The following is a 15,231-nucleotide window of genomic DNA, read 5'->3' as shown; positions in this document are numbered from 1 at the left end:
TCCTCTCACCAAAAAAACAATAGAAAACTTATTAACAGAATACAAAAATACATACGTACACAGCAATAAATAAAGGAATTCGAATTATGAAATCATTTAGAATGGCATCAGTACTCTTTGTTTTATTTCTGTTAATATCAGTTTCTTCGACTATAGTAACAGCGAAATCAGATATAACTCATCTGAAATACACAGTAATAACTGAAAAAGAATTCATCGACACACCAGTTACAAACGAAGAAACTAAAAACGCTAGACAATTAATAATGGAACAAGAAAACGTAAAGGATTTATCTCATTTCCCATTAAGCTTCAGACCCTTTTTCAATGCAACAATAACCAGTCCAAACGGAGAATATACTCTGAAATGGACTAAAATGTACAAAAATGGAAAACAAATTGCTACATACTTGATACCATCAACACCCTACCCTTCTCCATTTTCACCAGATAGCAAAATGGTTCTTGCTTCAATGGCCTTCAGAGATCCCAATACAACTGTACGCAATCCAACCTTTATAGCTAATATAATCGTATATACACCAGAACAAGAGCAAATCAAAGAATTTGGTCTTGGTATTCCTTATACCGATATAGATGAAACAAACTCAACTAATCGGATAATACAATTATATTGGATTCAGGATGGCAGGTCGATAATAGCAGATGTATTACATGCCGAAAAACAACCAGATGGAGAAATACTTACTTCATTGTCATATTTTAAGTATGATATAGATTACGACGAATTATTATCTGAGCTGCCTTATGAAAGTAAAGTAACTTTCCAAGAACCAACAATAACTACATACAACAATTTAAGTCAAAGTAACATATCAGAAAAAACAATTAATTATAATGACACAAACCAGACCAGTGCTGCACGTTCAGCTCCTGGATTTTCATTTATTACAAGCATTTTCGTGTTGTTCATCTACAAAAAGACGCAAAAAAAATAGATACTAAAAGGAAAGCCAACCACCACCTCTTTTAACTTTAGAGGCGAGAAGTCCCCTTCCTCGGAGCGCAGCGACAGATAGGAGTAGTTCACTGGGTGGTCTTCTTACTCCAACCTGATAAAATCCATCATCAAATTTGAATTCAAATTTCATCCCATATGGTTTTAAACACAAGCTAATTTTTAAGGGTATCATCCATTGCATATATTTCAGGATCAGGATTATAATTCATTCCCGGTGCAGCCAATTTAAATTTTTTTGCATTTCCGATTCCCAATTGCTCGCCCAAGTACGTTCTTTGACCAGCAGGATTCTCTGTTGATACTTCATAGAAATCTCCATTAGTATCATTCTTAAGTAGATTATTTCTTGAATGAGCTGCTTTCTTTAATGCTGCTAACTTTCTACCAATACTAAAACTTAATATTCCACGGACATTACATGTTGTTTGTGGTTTACCTATACCTGAAATAATAACACATCCCTTTAGAAACGATTGCCTGATTTTATAATGACCATAACCATTGGTGAGAGTACAGCAAGGAATATACCAATTCCAGAGAGCTTTATCGGTGATAGAACCCCTATTAGAGGAAATGTTACGTAATGTTGAAAAACTACAGCTGAAAAAAGAGCATAACAAAAAACAATTGTTAATATCAAAGCTCCACACAAAACTAAATTACTGATTACCTTACCATTAATTAGATGTCCCGTCTGCATATTTCCTCCGCACATTTATTGACGATTAACATAGCAAAATATATAGCATATAACAAAACAGTTATTTCAACAAAATGAAAATATGAAATAACATTTTTTATTAGTTTACGATTAACTATACATTGTCCTATTCGCATGCTGCCTCTGTGCAGTGATTGACTACTATTGCCTATAGATGAACCATCGTTTCTTTTTATAAAAAAGATCCACTAGTTCAAGATGTACATGATCAACTATGTTCTAAAAGTTTATAAGTTTATTCCTTATCACTAAAAAAACATACAATATTCGATGTCCAAAAGACAGAAAACTGAAAAATCGGATCATCAGGAGAAAAAGAATGGATCTTGATGAGATTCCAAAAATCTATCCGATCAGAATACAACCAATTATCGATAACATCGATGTATTTAAAGAATTGGCAAGTAATTTGAAGCCAGAATATTTCGGAATATTTTTACTTTGCTCACTGGTTGCGCTCTGGTTACATTTCCGGAGAAGAACATGATCCGAAGAATAGACAGGAGACCACCGCCCTGGATTCAGGGCGGCCTGGTCAAAACAATGAAAATGTTTTTATCTAAACCAAACGTTCTATAAAATACGACTCTTATAGAGATGGTTTTATGGAACTAAATACAAATAGAGTACGATTAGTGACAACAAAGGAACAGTTAAAAACAATATCACCAAAAGACAAGATAATTCATCTCACTTTCTGCCCAAATTATACCACTATCGAAACAATTTTAAAAAAATCCCCAAACATAAAAGCATTGATTGTAGCAGAGAGTCATTGGAATAGGAGATCAAGAGCAGTAGATGTAATTGTCAGCATAGCAAAATTAAACATAATTCAGATTCCACCGATCAGTACCACTTCATCATCAGCCTGTCATTATTTTGAAGTGCCAGAAGTTATAATTGAAAGAATACAATCCCAGGAAAACATGACATCAGAACAAGTCCATAGTATTCTAGAAGAAGAAACAGAATTTCCTCCTAGTCTAATACCATTTCTAATTGAAGTAACCAATTAGAAAAATCCATATTCTTTTTGATACTAATCTCATCTCATAAGAGGTAATCTAATGATTAAAAAAATATTTTTTATACTTTTTGAAATTTCATTGCTGATCTTAAATGCCAGTGCATCTGAAAACTTCGTTACTGATATAACATATGACTTAAGTGAAGGAACTTTTCTCAATACCGCTGTTACAAATCCTGAAAGCAGAAATGTCAGACAAATTGTAATGGAAGAAAAAGGAATAGATTCACTGGAAAACTTTCCAATATCTACAACAGGGTGTTACAGAAACGTAACGAGTCCCAACGGAGAATATCTGGCAACGAAATTTGAAATGTACAAAAGTGCAAATATCCTATACGAGATACATGCATCTGGAATGCTTCCATTCAGAGTAGCTTTTTCCCCGGACAGCAGTATGTTTGTTATTCCAGAAGAGAAAAACGTCGTGGATAACAACGGTACTGGAAGAAAATTAATTGGATTTGAGGTCAGATCATCAGAAACCGGAAAAAGAATAAACGAATTCTTCTTCGACCTGTATACTGAAGGAGTTTATCCCCAGGAAATGTACAAAAATAATTTAGTACAATTGTACTGGTCAGCAGATGGATCATCCATTATAGCAGATTATGTTCACAAGGAATATGCTGTGGAATATGATCCTGCGGCAGAACTATCATACATAAAATGTGATATTGATTATTCAGCACTTTCACATAACGAAACTATGTCTAATGAAACAGTATATAGCGGTCCATCCTCAGTAGAAATCGAAGATATCAATTCAAATATTAATTCATCTCAAACATCCGAACCACCTGCACAAGAAGCAAGTTCTGCTCCTGGCTTTAGTGTGACCCTTGCAGGATTATCCATAGTTATTGTTGCCAGGAAACATTGCAGAAAGTAATTCTTTTAGGTAGAGGATATTTTCCTCTTTTTTTCTATTAACTATCTTCGTATAGTTAATATAGAAAAACATCTCATATAATTCCCTACCATTTTAGCAAGCACAGGCAAGACTCCAGGTTATCTCAGACAATACAACAAACTGAAAAAACCAGATGTTTTACGTGCAATTGTATAAAAGAGGTTTAGTATGAAACAAACAGTAATCATACAGATATGTATAGCGATGCTACTAATTTTAGTAGCAACAAGTCCAGCACTGGCTGCAACAATTAATGTCAACGGTGGCTCTCTTCAGACAGCTATCAACAACGCAGCAGCCGGAGATACTCTAATTATTTCAGGTACATTCACTGAAAATGTTGTAGTAAACAAGACTATCACAATACAGTCAACTGGTACAGCTCCTGCTTGTATCAAACCACTAAATATAGCTTTACCAGCTGTATGGGTTAAATCACCGGATGTTACAATAAACACTGTCAAAGCAACCGGAGGAGAAAATATAGGTGTTAAAATAACAGCAAATAATGTCCTTCTCCAAAATGTAGACATTTCGAAATTCCAATACGGAATCTATGTTGAATCCTGTTCTGGCAGTGAAATTGTCTCAAGCAACATTCACAACAATACAAAAGATGGTATTTACCTAAAAAAAGCATCTGGGTATCTTTTAGAAGGCAGTAAATCAGAGAACAATGATGCGAATGGTATCAGCTTGGTCACATCAACAAATGGTCAGATAACTGATTCTACAATTAGTAAAAACAAGAAGGGTATTGAACTATCTTCAAGTTCTACAGGAAACACTATTCAGAACAATCAGTTAATTGACAACAACTATCAAGCTATCTCCCTGGCAACCTGTTCTGGAAATACAATTAACAACAACCAGATAACAGGATCCGGAAAAGAAGCTATATTACTGACTGCATCAACATCGAATACTATCAACGGACAAACGATTACTAACAACGATGATAATGGTATCCAACTGGTCAGATCAACTAAGAATACCATTACCAATAACATTATCCAGGAAAACGATGGAACAGGCATATATCTTGAGAAGTCCTATGCTAACCAGCTATCAGGAAATCAAATGAGTGGCAATAAAGAATATGATTTCAATGTTTACATAGATAAGACAAATCCATCAACAATGGTCAATGATATTGATTCAACGAATACTGTTGGTGGGAATAAGATTTATTATCTTTGTAACAAAGAAGGTCAAAGTAGTTTTGCAAATGCCGGATCAATCTGGTGTATCAATAGCAGTAAAATAACTATCATTGATGCAAAATCACTTTCAAATAGTAAGTATGGCATTTGTCTGATCAATTGTAATTCAGTAATTATTCAAACAATTGCGATAGACTCATGTGAAACTGGAGTATATGCTCTATCATGTAATGATTTTTCAATATATGCATCTAAAGTAACAAACTCAGAAACGTACAATTACTATTTCGATAAATGTACCAAACCCCATATCGGAAACTCTATTATTGAATCTGCAGAAGACGGCGGAATCTATATAAGCGGGTCATCAGAAATCTTCTTACACTCCAATACAGCAACTTCTAATGATGGTGCCGGTATTCGTATAGTAAGTTCTACAGATGTAGATTTGCTCATGAACAAAGCTGTCAATAATGATGATGGTATTCTTATTGAGAAATGTTCAAATGCAATAATCCGGGCAAACAATGCTTCACTAAATGACAAAGTCGGGATCCATGTAACAGGAGGTTCCGGTAATACCGTATTAGGCAGTGAATGTTATAACAATGATAAACAGGGTATAGCCATTGAATCCTCTCCAAATGCAGTTGTTATCAGAAACAAGGTCATCAAGAACAAAGATAGTGGAATACTCATTTCAAAATCGACTGATCCACAAATAATATGTAACTGGATCGAGGATAATAAAGAAGAAGGCCTTAGCATCTTTAAGTCAAACAATGCAGAAATGACATCTAATTACATTTCTAACTCAGATTCATCCGGCCTACTCATAACTGGAAGTACAGGGTGTGTTTTCTTCAATAATTTGAATGAGTTAAATGAAGCAGCTATTTCACTTGAAGATTCAACCGGAAATAGTTTCTTCTACAACTACTTCAATAACACAGTAGATGTCATACTAGATAATAGTCCCTCTAATACTTGGGACAAGTATAGATATGGAAATATATGGCTAAACCCAACAGGTACCGGATTCAGTCAAATCACTCCAGATGCAAATCAGGATTCAATCTGTGATGAACCTTATGTTCTCGATGCCACGAACACAGATAATTATCCTGTGAAATCGTGTGAATGTATTGGAACAGCCAGACTAAGCAGCTCTCTCAAAATACCAGAATCCTCCGAAGCTATTAGCAATTTAATGGATTCAAATACTGAAACATATTGAGCCATTTATTGGCTCATCTTTTTTTTGTAGGTAAACCCAAATCATTTATTAATATGAAGCTCATGTAGAATTAAAAAAGCAAACAAGTAGACACATGCAAAATAATAGCCAAAATATACAGATAATCGATATCGATTACTACATTGACAGTAACCGGCCTATAATTCGCATCTATGGAAAAGATGATGCCGGAAAGAGCATATGCTGTCTGGTTCCAGGGTTCGAGCCGTATTTCTTTGCACAGGCAGATAATCCAGCCGAACTATGCAACTATCTTACAGACGCATTCGACTGTATTCAAAAAGCTGATATTGTAGAAAAATTTCTTCCAATTGGCTATCAAACTAAAAAAGTACCAATTGTAAAAATCACTGTCACGCTCCCGACTGATGTAAGGGATATCAGAGATCAGATACGTGATCTTCCAGGTGTAAATGAAATATTTGAAGCTGATGTTCTCTTCCACAATCGTTTCCTCATTGATAAGAATCTACATCCTTTGAAATGGATAACTATAACTCCAGCTCCTGCAGAAAAAGAACTTCACCCAACGAACATCATATGTGAAGAAATTATCACTGCAGAAAAAGTAGAAGAAATTGATAAAATCGCACATGCTCCTTTCAAATATCTTGCATGGGATATTGAATGTTTGCCTGATAATGGAGCTCTTCCAACTCCAGACAAATCTCCAATCATTCTAATGAGCATAGCATTCTCTCCAGAATACAAGGGAATGAACACATTGGTCCTTGCATCGAAAAAGATCGATGGCGTTGACAAAGAAACGGAATGTTATGATAATGAAAATGACATGATAAATGCATTTTTCAGCACCGTCCGAGAATACGATCCTGATGTTTTAACTGGATTTAATACTGATGGGTTCGATACAAAATACGTTGTTGATAGATGTAAAAAGATAAATACTGAATCCGGAACTCCTGTAATCAATTTCAAGATTGGAAGAGATAATAGAGATTTAAATTTCCGAGTATTTGGAGCAACTACATCTGTTTCAATATCTGGAAGAATAGTTGCAGATGTACTACCACTCATAAGAGAAGGATTCAAGCTAAAAAGATACAAGCTCGAAAACGTAGCCAAAGAACTCATTGGTAAAGAGAAACTTGATGTTCCACCACAGGAAATGGAAGCATACTGGAACGATCCTAGCAAGATTCATACATTCATCGAATATTCCAGGAGAGACTCTGAGCTTGCACTTGAGCTCCTTCTGAAACTCCAGTTGCTTGATAAATATCTAGCATTAGCACAGGTTAGCGGCAGACCACTACAGGACGTAATTAATGGTGGCCAGACAAACCTGGTAGAACAGCTATTGATGTCTAGATTCAGGGAAATAGATCGATTAATGGCTATGAAGCCAAACGATGAAATTGTTGAAGAAAGAGAAAGAGAAAGCAATGTAGTTGGAGCTGATGTACTTGATCCTAAAAAAGGCCTGCATTGTAACACAGTTGTAGAAGACTATAAATCTCTCTATCCAACTATAATGATGGCAAGGAACCTTTGCTATACAACCGTTATAATAGATAAAACAACACCAAAAGAATCAATGATAATATCGCCTTCCGATGGTCATTTCATTAAACCGGAAATATTCAAAGGAATAATTCCCAGTATACTTGAAGGTCTCCTTGATAAAAGAGTAGCAACTAAAAAGATGATGAAAAACGCAAGAGATGAAAACGAAAAGCGTGTTCTTGATGCTACTCAGCTTGCTCTGAAAATATTACTTAACAGCTTTTATGGTTACTCAGGCTATATACGGGCAAGATTATTCAGTCTTGAAGTTGCAAACTCTGTTACAAGCTACGGAAGAGAAAACATCCGCAATACTCAAAATACAATAAACAATGAGATCGTAACCCTCACTATAAGAGATAATCAAGCTCTAACTCCTAATGAATCGGATGGAACACAACCTAACGATATAATAGTCCTTCTTACACCTATCTATGGCGATACAGATTCTATCTTTATCCATTGCACTGACATTAATGGAAATGAATTCGAAGAAGAAGAATTCACATTAGATATGTCAGCACTTGTAGGAAAAAAGATAGCAGAAGTAGTTACCAGTAAACTACCGGAACCAATGGAACTTCAGTACGAAGCAACAGCTAAGAGGATCCTTCTGGTTGCCAAGAAAAGATATGCTATGTGGCAGTTCGAACAGGCAAAAGACGGGTGGATTCAGAAAATCAAAGTTAAGGGCCTTGAAACAGTAAGAAGGGATTGGTGTAATCTTACTTCCAAGACACTAAATATTATTCTTGAAGCTATACTTAAGGAAGGAGATGTTGATAAGTGTATTACATACGTACAAGATGTCATCGCCAAAATAAGGAAAATAAATGATACCAGAGATGAAGCATTTATTGCAGAACTTACTTTAAGTAAAACACTATCAAGGCCACCATCTTCATACAAGAACAAACAACCACATCTTACTGTAGTTGAAAAGATCAGAGAAAGAGGCGGTCAGGTTCCAATTACTGGAGAAAGAATTCCATTCCTGATTACAACTGTGGGATCAGGTTATGTCGAACAAGCCGAAGATCCAGCTTATGTAATTGAACATAACATCCCAATAGATACCAATTACTACATTCAAAAACAAATCATCCCTCCGGCATTGAGATTACTTGAAACGTTTGGAGTGAAGAGAACAACTCTTGAGATCAATCAGAACCAAAAAGGGTTATTTGACTTTGGAAAACAAGAAAAGGAAGAACAATCTCCCAAAAAGAAAAACTCTGAACCAGCTCCAATAGATAAACAACCCTCAACAGATAACAACGATAAAGGAACAAAACGTCAGAAATCATTATTTGAATACTGATTTCTCTTTCCTATTAATACAAAAACGATCAAAAAAAGAATAGCTATAGCTCTACTTCATAGTGTAAAAAATCCAAACAAATTTCATAGCAGGAAGCAATATGCTGGATAAAATCAAACAAAAAGCAATCATAGCATTGCTAGTTGAAAGGATAAACAATAATAATCTATGGGCATCTCCTTTCTTTCTTCAAAAAGCAGTTTTTCTGTTGCAGGAACTGTGTAAAATACAGCTAGGATTTAACTTTTACATAAACAAACATGCTCCTTTTTCGGATGAGTTACAAGATATTATTCTTGAAATGCGAATTGATGAAATTCTTAAGCAGGAATCAAATCACCTCAAACCGGGTAATTTAATCATTGGAATAAACGGAACACAAGTAATCTCTAAACTCAAAGAAAAACCAGAAAGTGAAATAAATGTAGTTATAAAGATTATGTGTCAATACCCACCTTCATCCCTTGAGCACCTGACATCTGCAATCTATGTATGTAAATCACCTATTCAATTTAGAAAATCAAAATCAGATATCTTAAGGCATTGTAATCCCTTTATTTCAAAGGAAGAGTCCATCCAAGTTATAAATGACGCACAACAGCTTATCAACTCAATAACTATTCCTACAAAAAAACAAACAGCATAATGCAAAATATATGCATTAACCAAGCAAGGAAGTAATTTTATGGAAGTATTAACTCTAGATTCAAGTATTAATCATGCATCAAAAAAAACAAATACAATACCTGTAAATGACATACATCGATTTATTATATCTAGAGCTATAAAGAAACAGCTGTCTTCTTTTCTTCGAAAAAACAAATTTCCAACCCAGGCAGCATTACTAAATGCTATCAATCATGCTATTGAAATAAACAGTCGTCATATAAAGCAAGAAATCCACTGCTATATACCACATATACACCTTGATCCTAAGGATATTGCAAAAATAGTTTTCAAATCCGAATTTCCGGAATCTCAGCAATTCGAAATAATCGAAAAAGACAATGATATAGATGCTTTAGATCTCTGTAATTTCTATGCAAAAAAAGGAGATCTTCGAATTCCAATTTGCATAACGAACATCCACGAAAGTGCTATCCTCTTTATCCTTAATAGAACAATAGAAACATACCAAGCAACTAATCTAGATGACGTTGAAAAAACAGAACATTATATATCAAAATACATTAACGATAACCTAGATAAAATAGCATTAGATTTATCATTGCTTCTTAACTCATGCTTGGATCTGATGTATCTCATTCCCGATGATATAATAGAACCATTGATATCAGATAATTAATCGACAAAAGATTCTCGGTGATACCTTGAGAATAAAGGTAATTAAGTCGCTTGAAGAAATAAATACTTTGAAAGGAGCATCTATTGTTCACATATCCTTTCGTCCTTCTAGGGATGATATTTTAGCAATCCACAAAGCGTGTCCAAAACTAAAAGCAATCCAGCTTCCCCCTTCACATTTCAATACCCTATCAATATCAGCATCTTACTATCTAAAAATAGTCGGCATAACGCTTATAAAAGGGAATATAATCAGAATTGTAGAAAATAAAAACTCAGAATATACTATCAGCAAACTTATCATAAATAAAATTCGCACAAAAATTATTGACGGAGAAAACGATGAGTCAATAATCCAATCATTCAGTGAATATGAAAATCCAAGCACAGAATTGTTGCAATTCTTGATTCATGAAATCAAAGAATCCTCTCTAACAGCAACAGCAATCAAATAACTTACTCAGATTAGTAAGATTAGTTATTTTTCAATCAAAAATCACACACCGAGGACATGAAATGTTTGAAAAAGATTTTGTTCCACTAATAACACCTACAATTACACAAATAGTAAGTCAGGAAACCGGATTTTATTATAGTAGAAAAATTGAAACAAAACACTTTACTTTTAGAAGGAACACTGATCCAGAAGGAACCAAGAGAATCTACTCATGGGATCCTAAAATATCAACTGGAACACCAGTTAAAATCCATTTATATGGTACCAGGACTATGTATTTCTGGATGGATAATGAAGAAATATCCTTCAACCCAATAGTAAAAACAACGAAACAAAATGAAATTCAGAGTATCATAGATAAAATACATGATTGGAATTGCCAGTCAGCAGAAGAACTCAAAAACCTTATAGAACAATTCTATGCCATAAGTGAAGGCAGGATTTTTTCAACACACAATCAATTCTATGATTTTATGTCAGCACCTCAATTCCTTGTTGATATGTCAATTCCAACTGAGCATTATTCTACCTATCTTAATATCAAAAAAGAACATGGAAAAGAATCACACAACATCGATATTGAAGGAAATGACCTGGTTGCCGATAATAACGGAAACCTTGTAATAAAGAAGTTAAATGTTCCTAAAATATCTCATCTTTCTCCGATTGAACTATTCTTATATCGAGCTGCAGCATCAATCATATCATCGTACTATGAAATCGAATCACGACCAATCAAAATAACCGCTGATGGAAATGTAGCTATACCTTTCTCACAGGGTACATGCTATAAGGGAATTACAATTTCATATAAAATTTTAGTTACCTGTTTTGGAGAAGAAAAAGTAAAGAATAAAGAAACAATTCTCCAGTTATCATCTATTTCATGCGAATCGTTACCTTTTGATAAGTGGCCAAATAGACCAATCCCAGAGAGAACAAGAGATCAGAAAAAAATAAAGGCATACAAAGAAGCTCTACTAAAATGGGCAAAAGAAGGATGTAAAGCAAATGAACAAAAAGAAATAGAAAACCTTTACGAATTACTGCTTGAAATATATCATGAAAAAAAACCAGATATTATTAATTATCCCGAAGGATCATACAAAAATATAGGTTCATCTTATTCATTTGGTTTTGTGCCTTTAGAATCCGCAATTCCCAAAACAACAGAATGCACTATAGATGAATCTCCTATAATCAATAACCCAATCAATAAACAAAATGAACAAACTGCATCAAAATCAAAAATAACAACATTAGAAATGTTCAGCACACCAGTTGAATCCTAACGACGAAAAAATAGATAGGTCAATATACTTAGACATCATCAAATTGATAAAAACAATAAAAGTGAAAATATGAACGAATCACCCTGTTACATAAAATCCCTGCCTTTACCAGAGAAAATACAGCAGTTCTATATTGATTCTGGTATAAAACAGCTATATCCGCCTCAGGGAGAAGTCGTTCAAAAAGGATTACTTGAAGGAAAGAACACACTTGCTGCTATTCCAACAGCCAGCGGAAAAACCTTGCTTGCAGAACTTGCAATGCTTAAACATATAATTGATGGTGGAAAAGCATTGTATATTGTTCCTCTGATAGCTCTTGCAAACGAAAAATATCAGCGTTTCAAAGAATTTGAAAAATTTGGTATCCTTACAGGCATTTCAACAGGTGAATTGGAATCAAAAAGTGAAGGCCTTGGAAAGAATGATATCGTTGTCTGTACATCCGAGAAAACAGATTCCATGCTACGTAATGGAACTCAATGGCTACAGACATTATCAATAGTTGTAGTAGATGAAGTACATCTGCTAGACGAAAAGAGCAGAGGACCTACACTTGAAATAGTAATGACCAAACTTAGAAAAATACCTAACCTGCAGATCGTAGCTCTCTCAGCAACAATAGGAAATACCCAGGTACTTGCAGATTGGCTCAAAGCTGAACTTACAGTAAGTGATTGGAGACCAACTAAACTACAAGAAGGAGTTGTATTTGGGAAATCAATGAATTTCTTATCTGAAGATCCTGTTATTCAAAAAGAAATAGTACACGATACAAAAGAACCAGCAGCAGATGTTGCACTAGATACCATCAAAGAAGGAGGTCAATGTCTCGTATTCGAAAGTTCAAGAAGAACCTGTATGGCGTTTGCCAAGCGTTTTTCAAATCCAAAGAATAGAGAACATAAACAAATAAATATCCTTCTAAGCCAAGACGAAAAGAATAAGCTTGCAGAAATATCAGAAGAAATCGAATACTCCAGCGATACCACTGAATCAAATAATCTTGCAGAATGCATTCGTAATGGTGTTGCATTCCACCACGCAGGCCTTAATGCTGCACAGCGAAGATTAGTAGAAGATGGTTTCAAAGAAAACAAAATCAAGGTAATATCATGTACTCCAACACTTGCAGCAGGACTTAACTTACCAGCAAGGAGAGTAGTAATCCGAAGCTTCCTTAGATATGATGCAAATGAAGGCAATATCCCAATACCTGTGCTTGATTACAAGCAAATGGTCGGAAGAGCAGGAAGACCACATCTTGATCCATATGGCCAATCTTTGTTAATTGCAAAGTCATCGGATAAAATAGATTTTCTAGAAACCAAATATATCCATGCAAAAGCTGAAGATATATCTTCAAAACTTGGATCCGAAAAAGCCCTTAGAAGTCATATACTTGCAATAATAAGCAGTGGGATTGCGACATCTCAAAAAGGTGTTATAGATTTCCTGTCTGAGACATTTTATGCTCATACGTCTGATCTATCTTATTTCATAGAAACCATAAATGAGTGCTTATATTTCCTTGAGGAAAATGATCTAATCGTAACTGACAACAATTACCTTCAAGCCACACCACTTGGTCAACTCGTATCTAGAATCTATATCGATCCTCTTACAGCTGTCGTCATAGTAGAGGACCTCAAAAAAGCATCTCAATCAAACATGGAAATAACTGCATTTTCCTTGCTGCAGGTTATATGTAAAACCCCGGATATTCGTACATTATATCTTAAGGGCAATGAATACTTTGAAAATTTGATATATGCAGATGATCATAAAAACGAAATAATTAATTTTCCAGATCTTGACGAAATCAGTGAAATATCAGCAGAATCATTCATTGAATCAATAAAAAATGCAAGAATCTTACTTGACTGGATAGAAGAATGCGAAACAAAAGAAATCGTTGAAAATTATGTTATAGGCGAAGGAGATCTCCATTCATTATCAGAATCTGCATCATGGATTTCTCATGCAGTTCAAAGGATATCAAAACTTAAGGGATTCGATATACAAAATATCTTCCTGGAACAAAGACTCAAATATGGAGCAAGCAAAGAACTGGTCAGCCTCCTGTCCATAAAGAACATTGGTAGAAAAAGAGCTCGTAAATTATACGATAATGGTATTGGTTCGGTTGATAAAATAAAGTCTACGCCCTTCAGTGAAGTATCAAAACTATTCGGGAACAAGATCACAATTAAAATATTCCATGAACTTGAGCTCCCAATTCCATCAGATGAAATAGATACTTCTCCAGAAGTCCCCGAAAACAATAAAAAAGAAATAAACCAGCAGAAAAATCTATTTGATTTTTAGGACGACATTAAATCTTCGATTTTAACTGGGACAGACTGCTTGACATAATGATCAAATAACAACTCTCCCCACCCAATTGAATCTGGATCAAAACCAACAATGTCGCTTACATGATCAAAAATACCGTTTTTAAAGAATAATGAAATCGAGAAAAACGAGTCAGTAACAACAAAAGCAAGTTTATTGTTATCACATATATACAGCTGAGCATCCTCGTAATTCAGGTACTCAATTAACTGATCCTTATATTTAGTCTTTAATATGGAATATATGGATTCAGTTACAATGATCTCAACGTTTGTGCCACTCTCAGCAAGCTGATTAAAGAAAGAAGGATAAGAAGGGAACATTATAGACGCTAGTCCTTTTAGATACTTTGACTTAACTACATTATCCATAAACCCATCATGAGTATCAAAAATCGAATGATTCTCTGGACAAACAACTTTAGATTGACTCATCATTTCAAATCTTAGCTGGAGCTCAAAAGGTATGTCTGTCAAATCATGTTCTTTTAGAAAATCTTGCTTATCGCCTATAAAATACAACAAATTTTTAAATTCAGAATATTTTTCTGTAATTATCTTTCCAAGGTCAGTTAGATAATAATTTTTGTCTTTCTTGATAATTAAATCACTTTCAACTAGCTCCCGGGTACGTGGTGCTAATTCTTGAGGTGCAATCTTAAAATGAGAACAAAGTTCACCAGCAGACTTGCATCCATCTTTTAGCATTAAAAGAGTTTCAGTTCGGACACCAGAACGTGTTACAATTTGGAAAAGTTTTTTATCCGGCATTTATAAAACCACCGTGTATAAGTAAATTACAAATATAAATGTCTCAATACAACCAACATTAATATTTGAAGTATTATTCATGATCATCAATATAAAGTGTTTGACTCATATATAAACATATCGATTTTTTTACCCAT

The 15,231-nt window shown here is 34.5% G+C and carries 13 protein-coding genes; 11 read left to right on the top strand and 2 right to left on the bottom strand.

Features of this window, described 5'->3' with window-relative positions:
• Nucleotides 1-86: 86 nt before the first annotated feature.
• Nucleotides 87-959 (top strand): hypothetical protein, encoded by an 873-nt coding sequence (locus tag METHO_RS12850; RefSeq protein WP_015313948.1) that lies wholly within the window; start codon nucleotides 87-89, stop codon nucleotides 957-959.
• 175 nt (nucleotides 960-1,134) lie between these two features.
• Here the strand turns inward: METHO_RS12850 and METHO_RS13830 are convergent, their stop codons facing one another.
• Nucleotides 1,135-1,632, bottom strand: a complete 498-nt coding sequence (locus tag METHO_RS13830) for a hypothetical protein (RefSeq protein ID WP_156811317.1) — start codon at nucleotides 1,630-1,632, stop codon at nucleotides 1,135-1,137.
• A 390-nt stretch (nucleotides 1,633-2,022) separates the two neighbouring features.
• On the opposite strand from METHO_RS13830, the gene METHO_RS13825 reads away from it, so the two are divergent.
• The 10 genes from METHO_RS13825 to METHO_RS12800 all read left to right on the top strand — a co-directional run bounded on the left by METHO_RS13825 (nucleotide 2,023) and on the right by METHO_RS12800 (nucleotide 14,297).
• A complete protein-coding gene (locus tag METHO_RS13825) occupies nucleotides 2,023-2,190 on the top strand; it encodes a hypothetical protein (protein ID WP_015313945.1) in 168 nt (55 codons plus the stop codon).
• A 118-nt stretch (nucleotides 2,191-2,308) separates the two neighbouring features.
• Nucleotides 2,309-2,722, top strand: a complete 414-nt coding sequence (locus METHO_RS12840) for a DUF1699 family protein (RefSeq protein ID WP_015313944.1) — start codon at nucleotides 2,309-2,311, stop codon at nucleotides 2,720-2,722.
• A gap of 51 nt (nucleotides 2,723-2,773) precedes the next feature.
• On the top strand, nucleotides 2,774-3,625 hold the full coding sequence (locus METHO_RS12835) for a hypothetical protein (protein WP_015313943.1): 852 nt from the start codon (nucleotides 2,774-2,776) through the stop codon (nucleotides 3,623-3,625).
• 189 nt (nucleotides 3,626-3,814) lie between these two features.
• Entirely contained in the window at nucleotides 3,815-6,046 is a 2,232-nt protein-coding gene (locus tag METHO_RS12830; protein ID WP_015313942.1) for a right-handed parallel beta-helix repeat-containing protein, read from the top strand.
• Between the two features lie 94 nt (nucleotides 6,047-6,140).
• Complete coding sequence (locus METHO_RS12825) at nucleotides 6,141-8,915, top strand: DNA-directed DNA polymerase (RefSeq protein WP_015313941.1); 2,775 nt, start codon at nucleotides 6,141-6,143, stop codon at nucleotides 8,913-8,915.
• Nucleotides 8,916-9,015: 100 nt separating this feature from the next.
• Nucleotides 9,016-9,561, top strand: coding sequence for a hypothetical protein (locus METHO_RS12820; protein WP_015313940.1), 546 nt, complete (start codon nucleotides 9,016-9,018; stop codon nucleotides 9,559-9,561).
• Between the two features lie 39 nt (nucleotides 9,562-9,600).
• Nucleotides 9,601-10,221 carry a hypothetical protein gene (locus METHO_RS12815; RefSeq protein WP_015313939.1) on the top strand — a complete coding sequence of 207 codons (621 nt, stop codon included), beginning with the start codon at nucleotides 9,601-9,603 and terminating at the stop codon, nucleotides 10,219-10,221.
• A gap of 25 nt (nucleotides 10,222-10,246) precedes the next feature.
• Nucleotides 10,247-10,675, top strand: coding sequence for a DUF1699 family protein (locus METHO_RS12810; RefSeq protein WP_015313938.1), 429 nt, complete (start codon nucleotides 10,247-10,249; stop codon nucleotides 10,673-10,675).
• 61 nt (nucleotides 10,676-10,736) lie between these two features.
• Nucleotides 10,737-11,969, top strand: coding sequence for a hypothetical protein (locus tag METHO_RS12805; protein ID WP_015313937.1), 1,233 nt, complete (start codon nucleotides 10,737-10,739; stop codon nucleotides 11,967-11,969).
• Nucleotides 11,970-12,038: 69 nt separating this feature from the next.
• The gene (locus tag METHO_RS12800) at nucleotides 12,039-14,297 is read left to right on the top strand and encodes an ATP-dependent DNA helicase (protein ID WP_015313936.1); all 2,259 of its coding nucleotides are present in this window, start codon (nucleotides 12,039-12,041) and stop codon (nucleotides 14,295-14,297) included.
• Here the strand turns inward: METHO_RS12800 and METHO_RS12795 are convergent.
• Entirely contained in the window at nucleotides 14,294-15,094 is an 801-nt protein-coding gene (locus METHO_RS12795; protein ID WP_015313935.1) for a helix-turn-helix transcriptional regulator, read from the bottom strand. The two genes, METHO_RS12800 and METHO_RS12795, sit on opposite strands and share 4 nt — an antisense overlap.
• Between the last annotated feature and the right edge of the window lie 137 nt (nucleotides 15,095-15,231).

The organism is Methanomethylovorans hollandica DSM 15978, assembly GCF_000328665.1.
GTDB classification, from domain to species: domain Archaea; phylum Halobacteriota; class Methanosarcinia; order Methanosarcinales; family Methanosarcinaceae; genus Methanomethylovorans; species Methanomethylovorans hollandica.
Note: the sequence above shows the minus strand (reverse complement) of the source record. Positions and strands in the feature narration are given on the sequence as shown.

Excerpts from the sequence above, each read along its gene's own strand:
- METHO_RS13825 (WP_015313945.1), top strand. The coding sequence starts at position 2,023 with ATGGATCTTGATGAGATTCCAAAAATCTATCCGATCAGAATACAACCA.
- METHO_RS12825 (WP_015313941.1), top strand. The coding sequence starts at position 6,141 with ATGCAAAATAATAGCCAAAATATACAGATAATCGATATCGATTACTAC.
- METHO_RS12830 (WP_015313942.1), top strand. The coding sequence starts at position 3,815 with ATGAAACAAACAGTAATCATACAGATATGTATAGCGATGCTACTAATT.
- METHO_RS12800 (WP_015313936.1), top strand. The coding sequence starts at position 12,039 with ATGAACGAATCACCCTGTTACATAAAATCCCTGCCTTTACCAGAGAAA.
- METHO_RS12850 (WP_015313948.1), top strand. The coding sequence starts at position 87 with ATGAAATCATTTAGAATGGCATCAGTACTCTTTGTTTTATTTCTGTTA.
- METHO_RS12815 (WP_015313939.1), top strand. The coding sequence starts at position 9,601 with ATGGAAGTATTAACTCTAGATTCAAGTATTAATCATGCATCAAAAAAA.
- METHO_RS12840 (WP_015313944.1), top strand. The coding sequence starts at position 2,309 with ATGGAACTAAATACAAATAGAGTACGATTAGTGACAACAAAGGAACAG.
- METHO_RS12805 (WP_015313937.1), top strand. The coding sequence starts at position 10,737 with ATGTTTGAAAAAGATTTTGTTCCACTAATAACACCTACAATTACACAA.
- METHO_RS12795 (WP_015313935.1), bottom strand. The coding sequence starts at position 15,094 with ATGCCGGATAAAAAACTTTTCCAAATTGTAACACGTTCTGGTGTCCGA.
- METHO_RS12835 (WP_015313943.1), top strand. The coding sequence starts at position 2,774 with ATGATTAAAAAAATATTTTTTATACTTTTTGAAATTTCATTGCTGATC.
- METHO_RS12820 (WP_015313940.1), top strand. The coding sequence starts at position 9,016 with ATGCTGGATAAAATCAAACAAAAAGCAATCATAGCATTGCTAGTTGAA.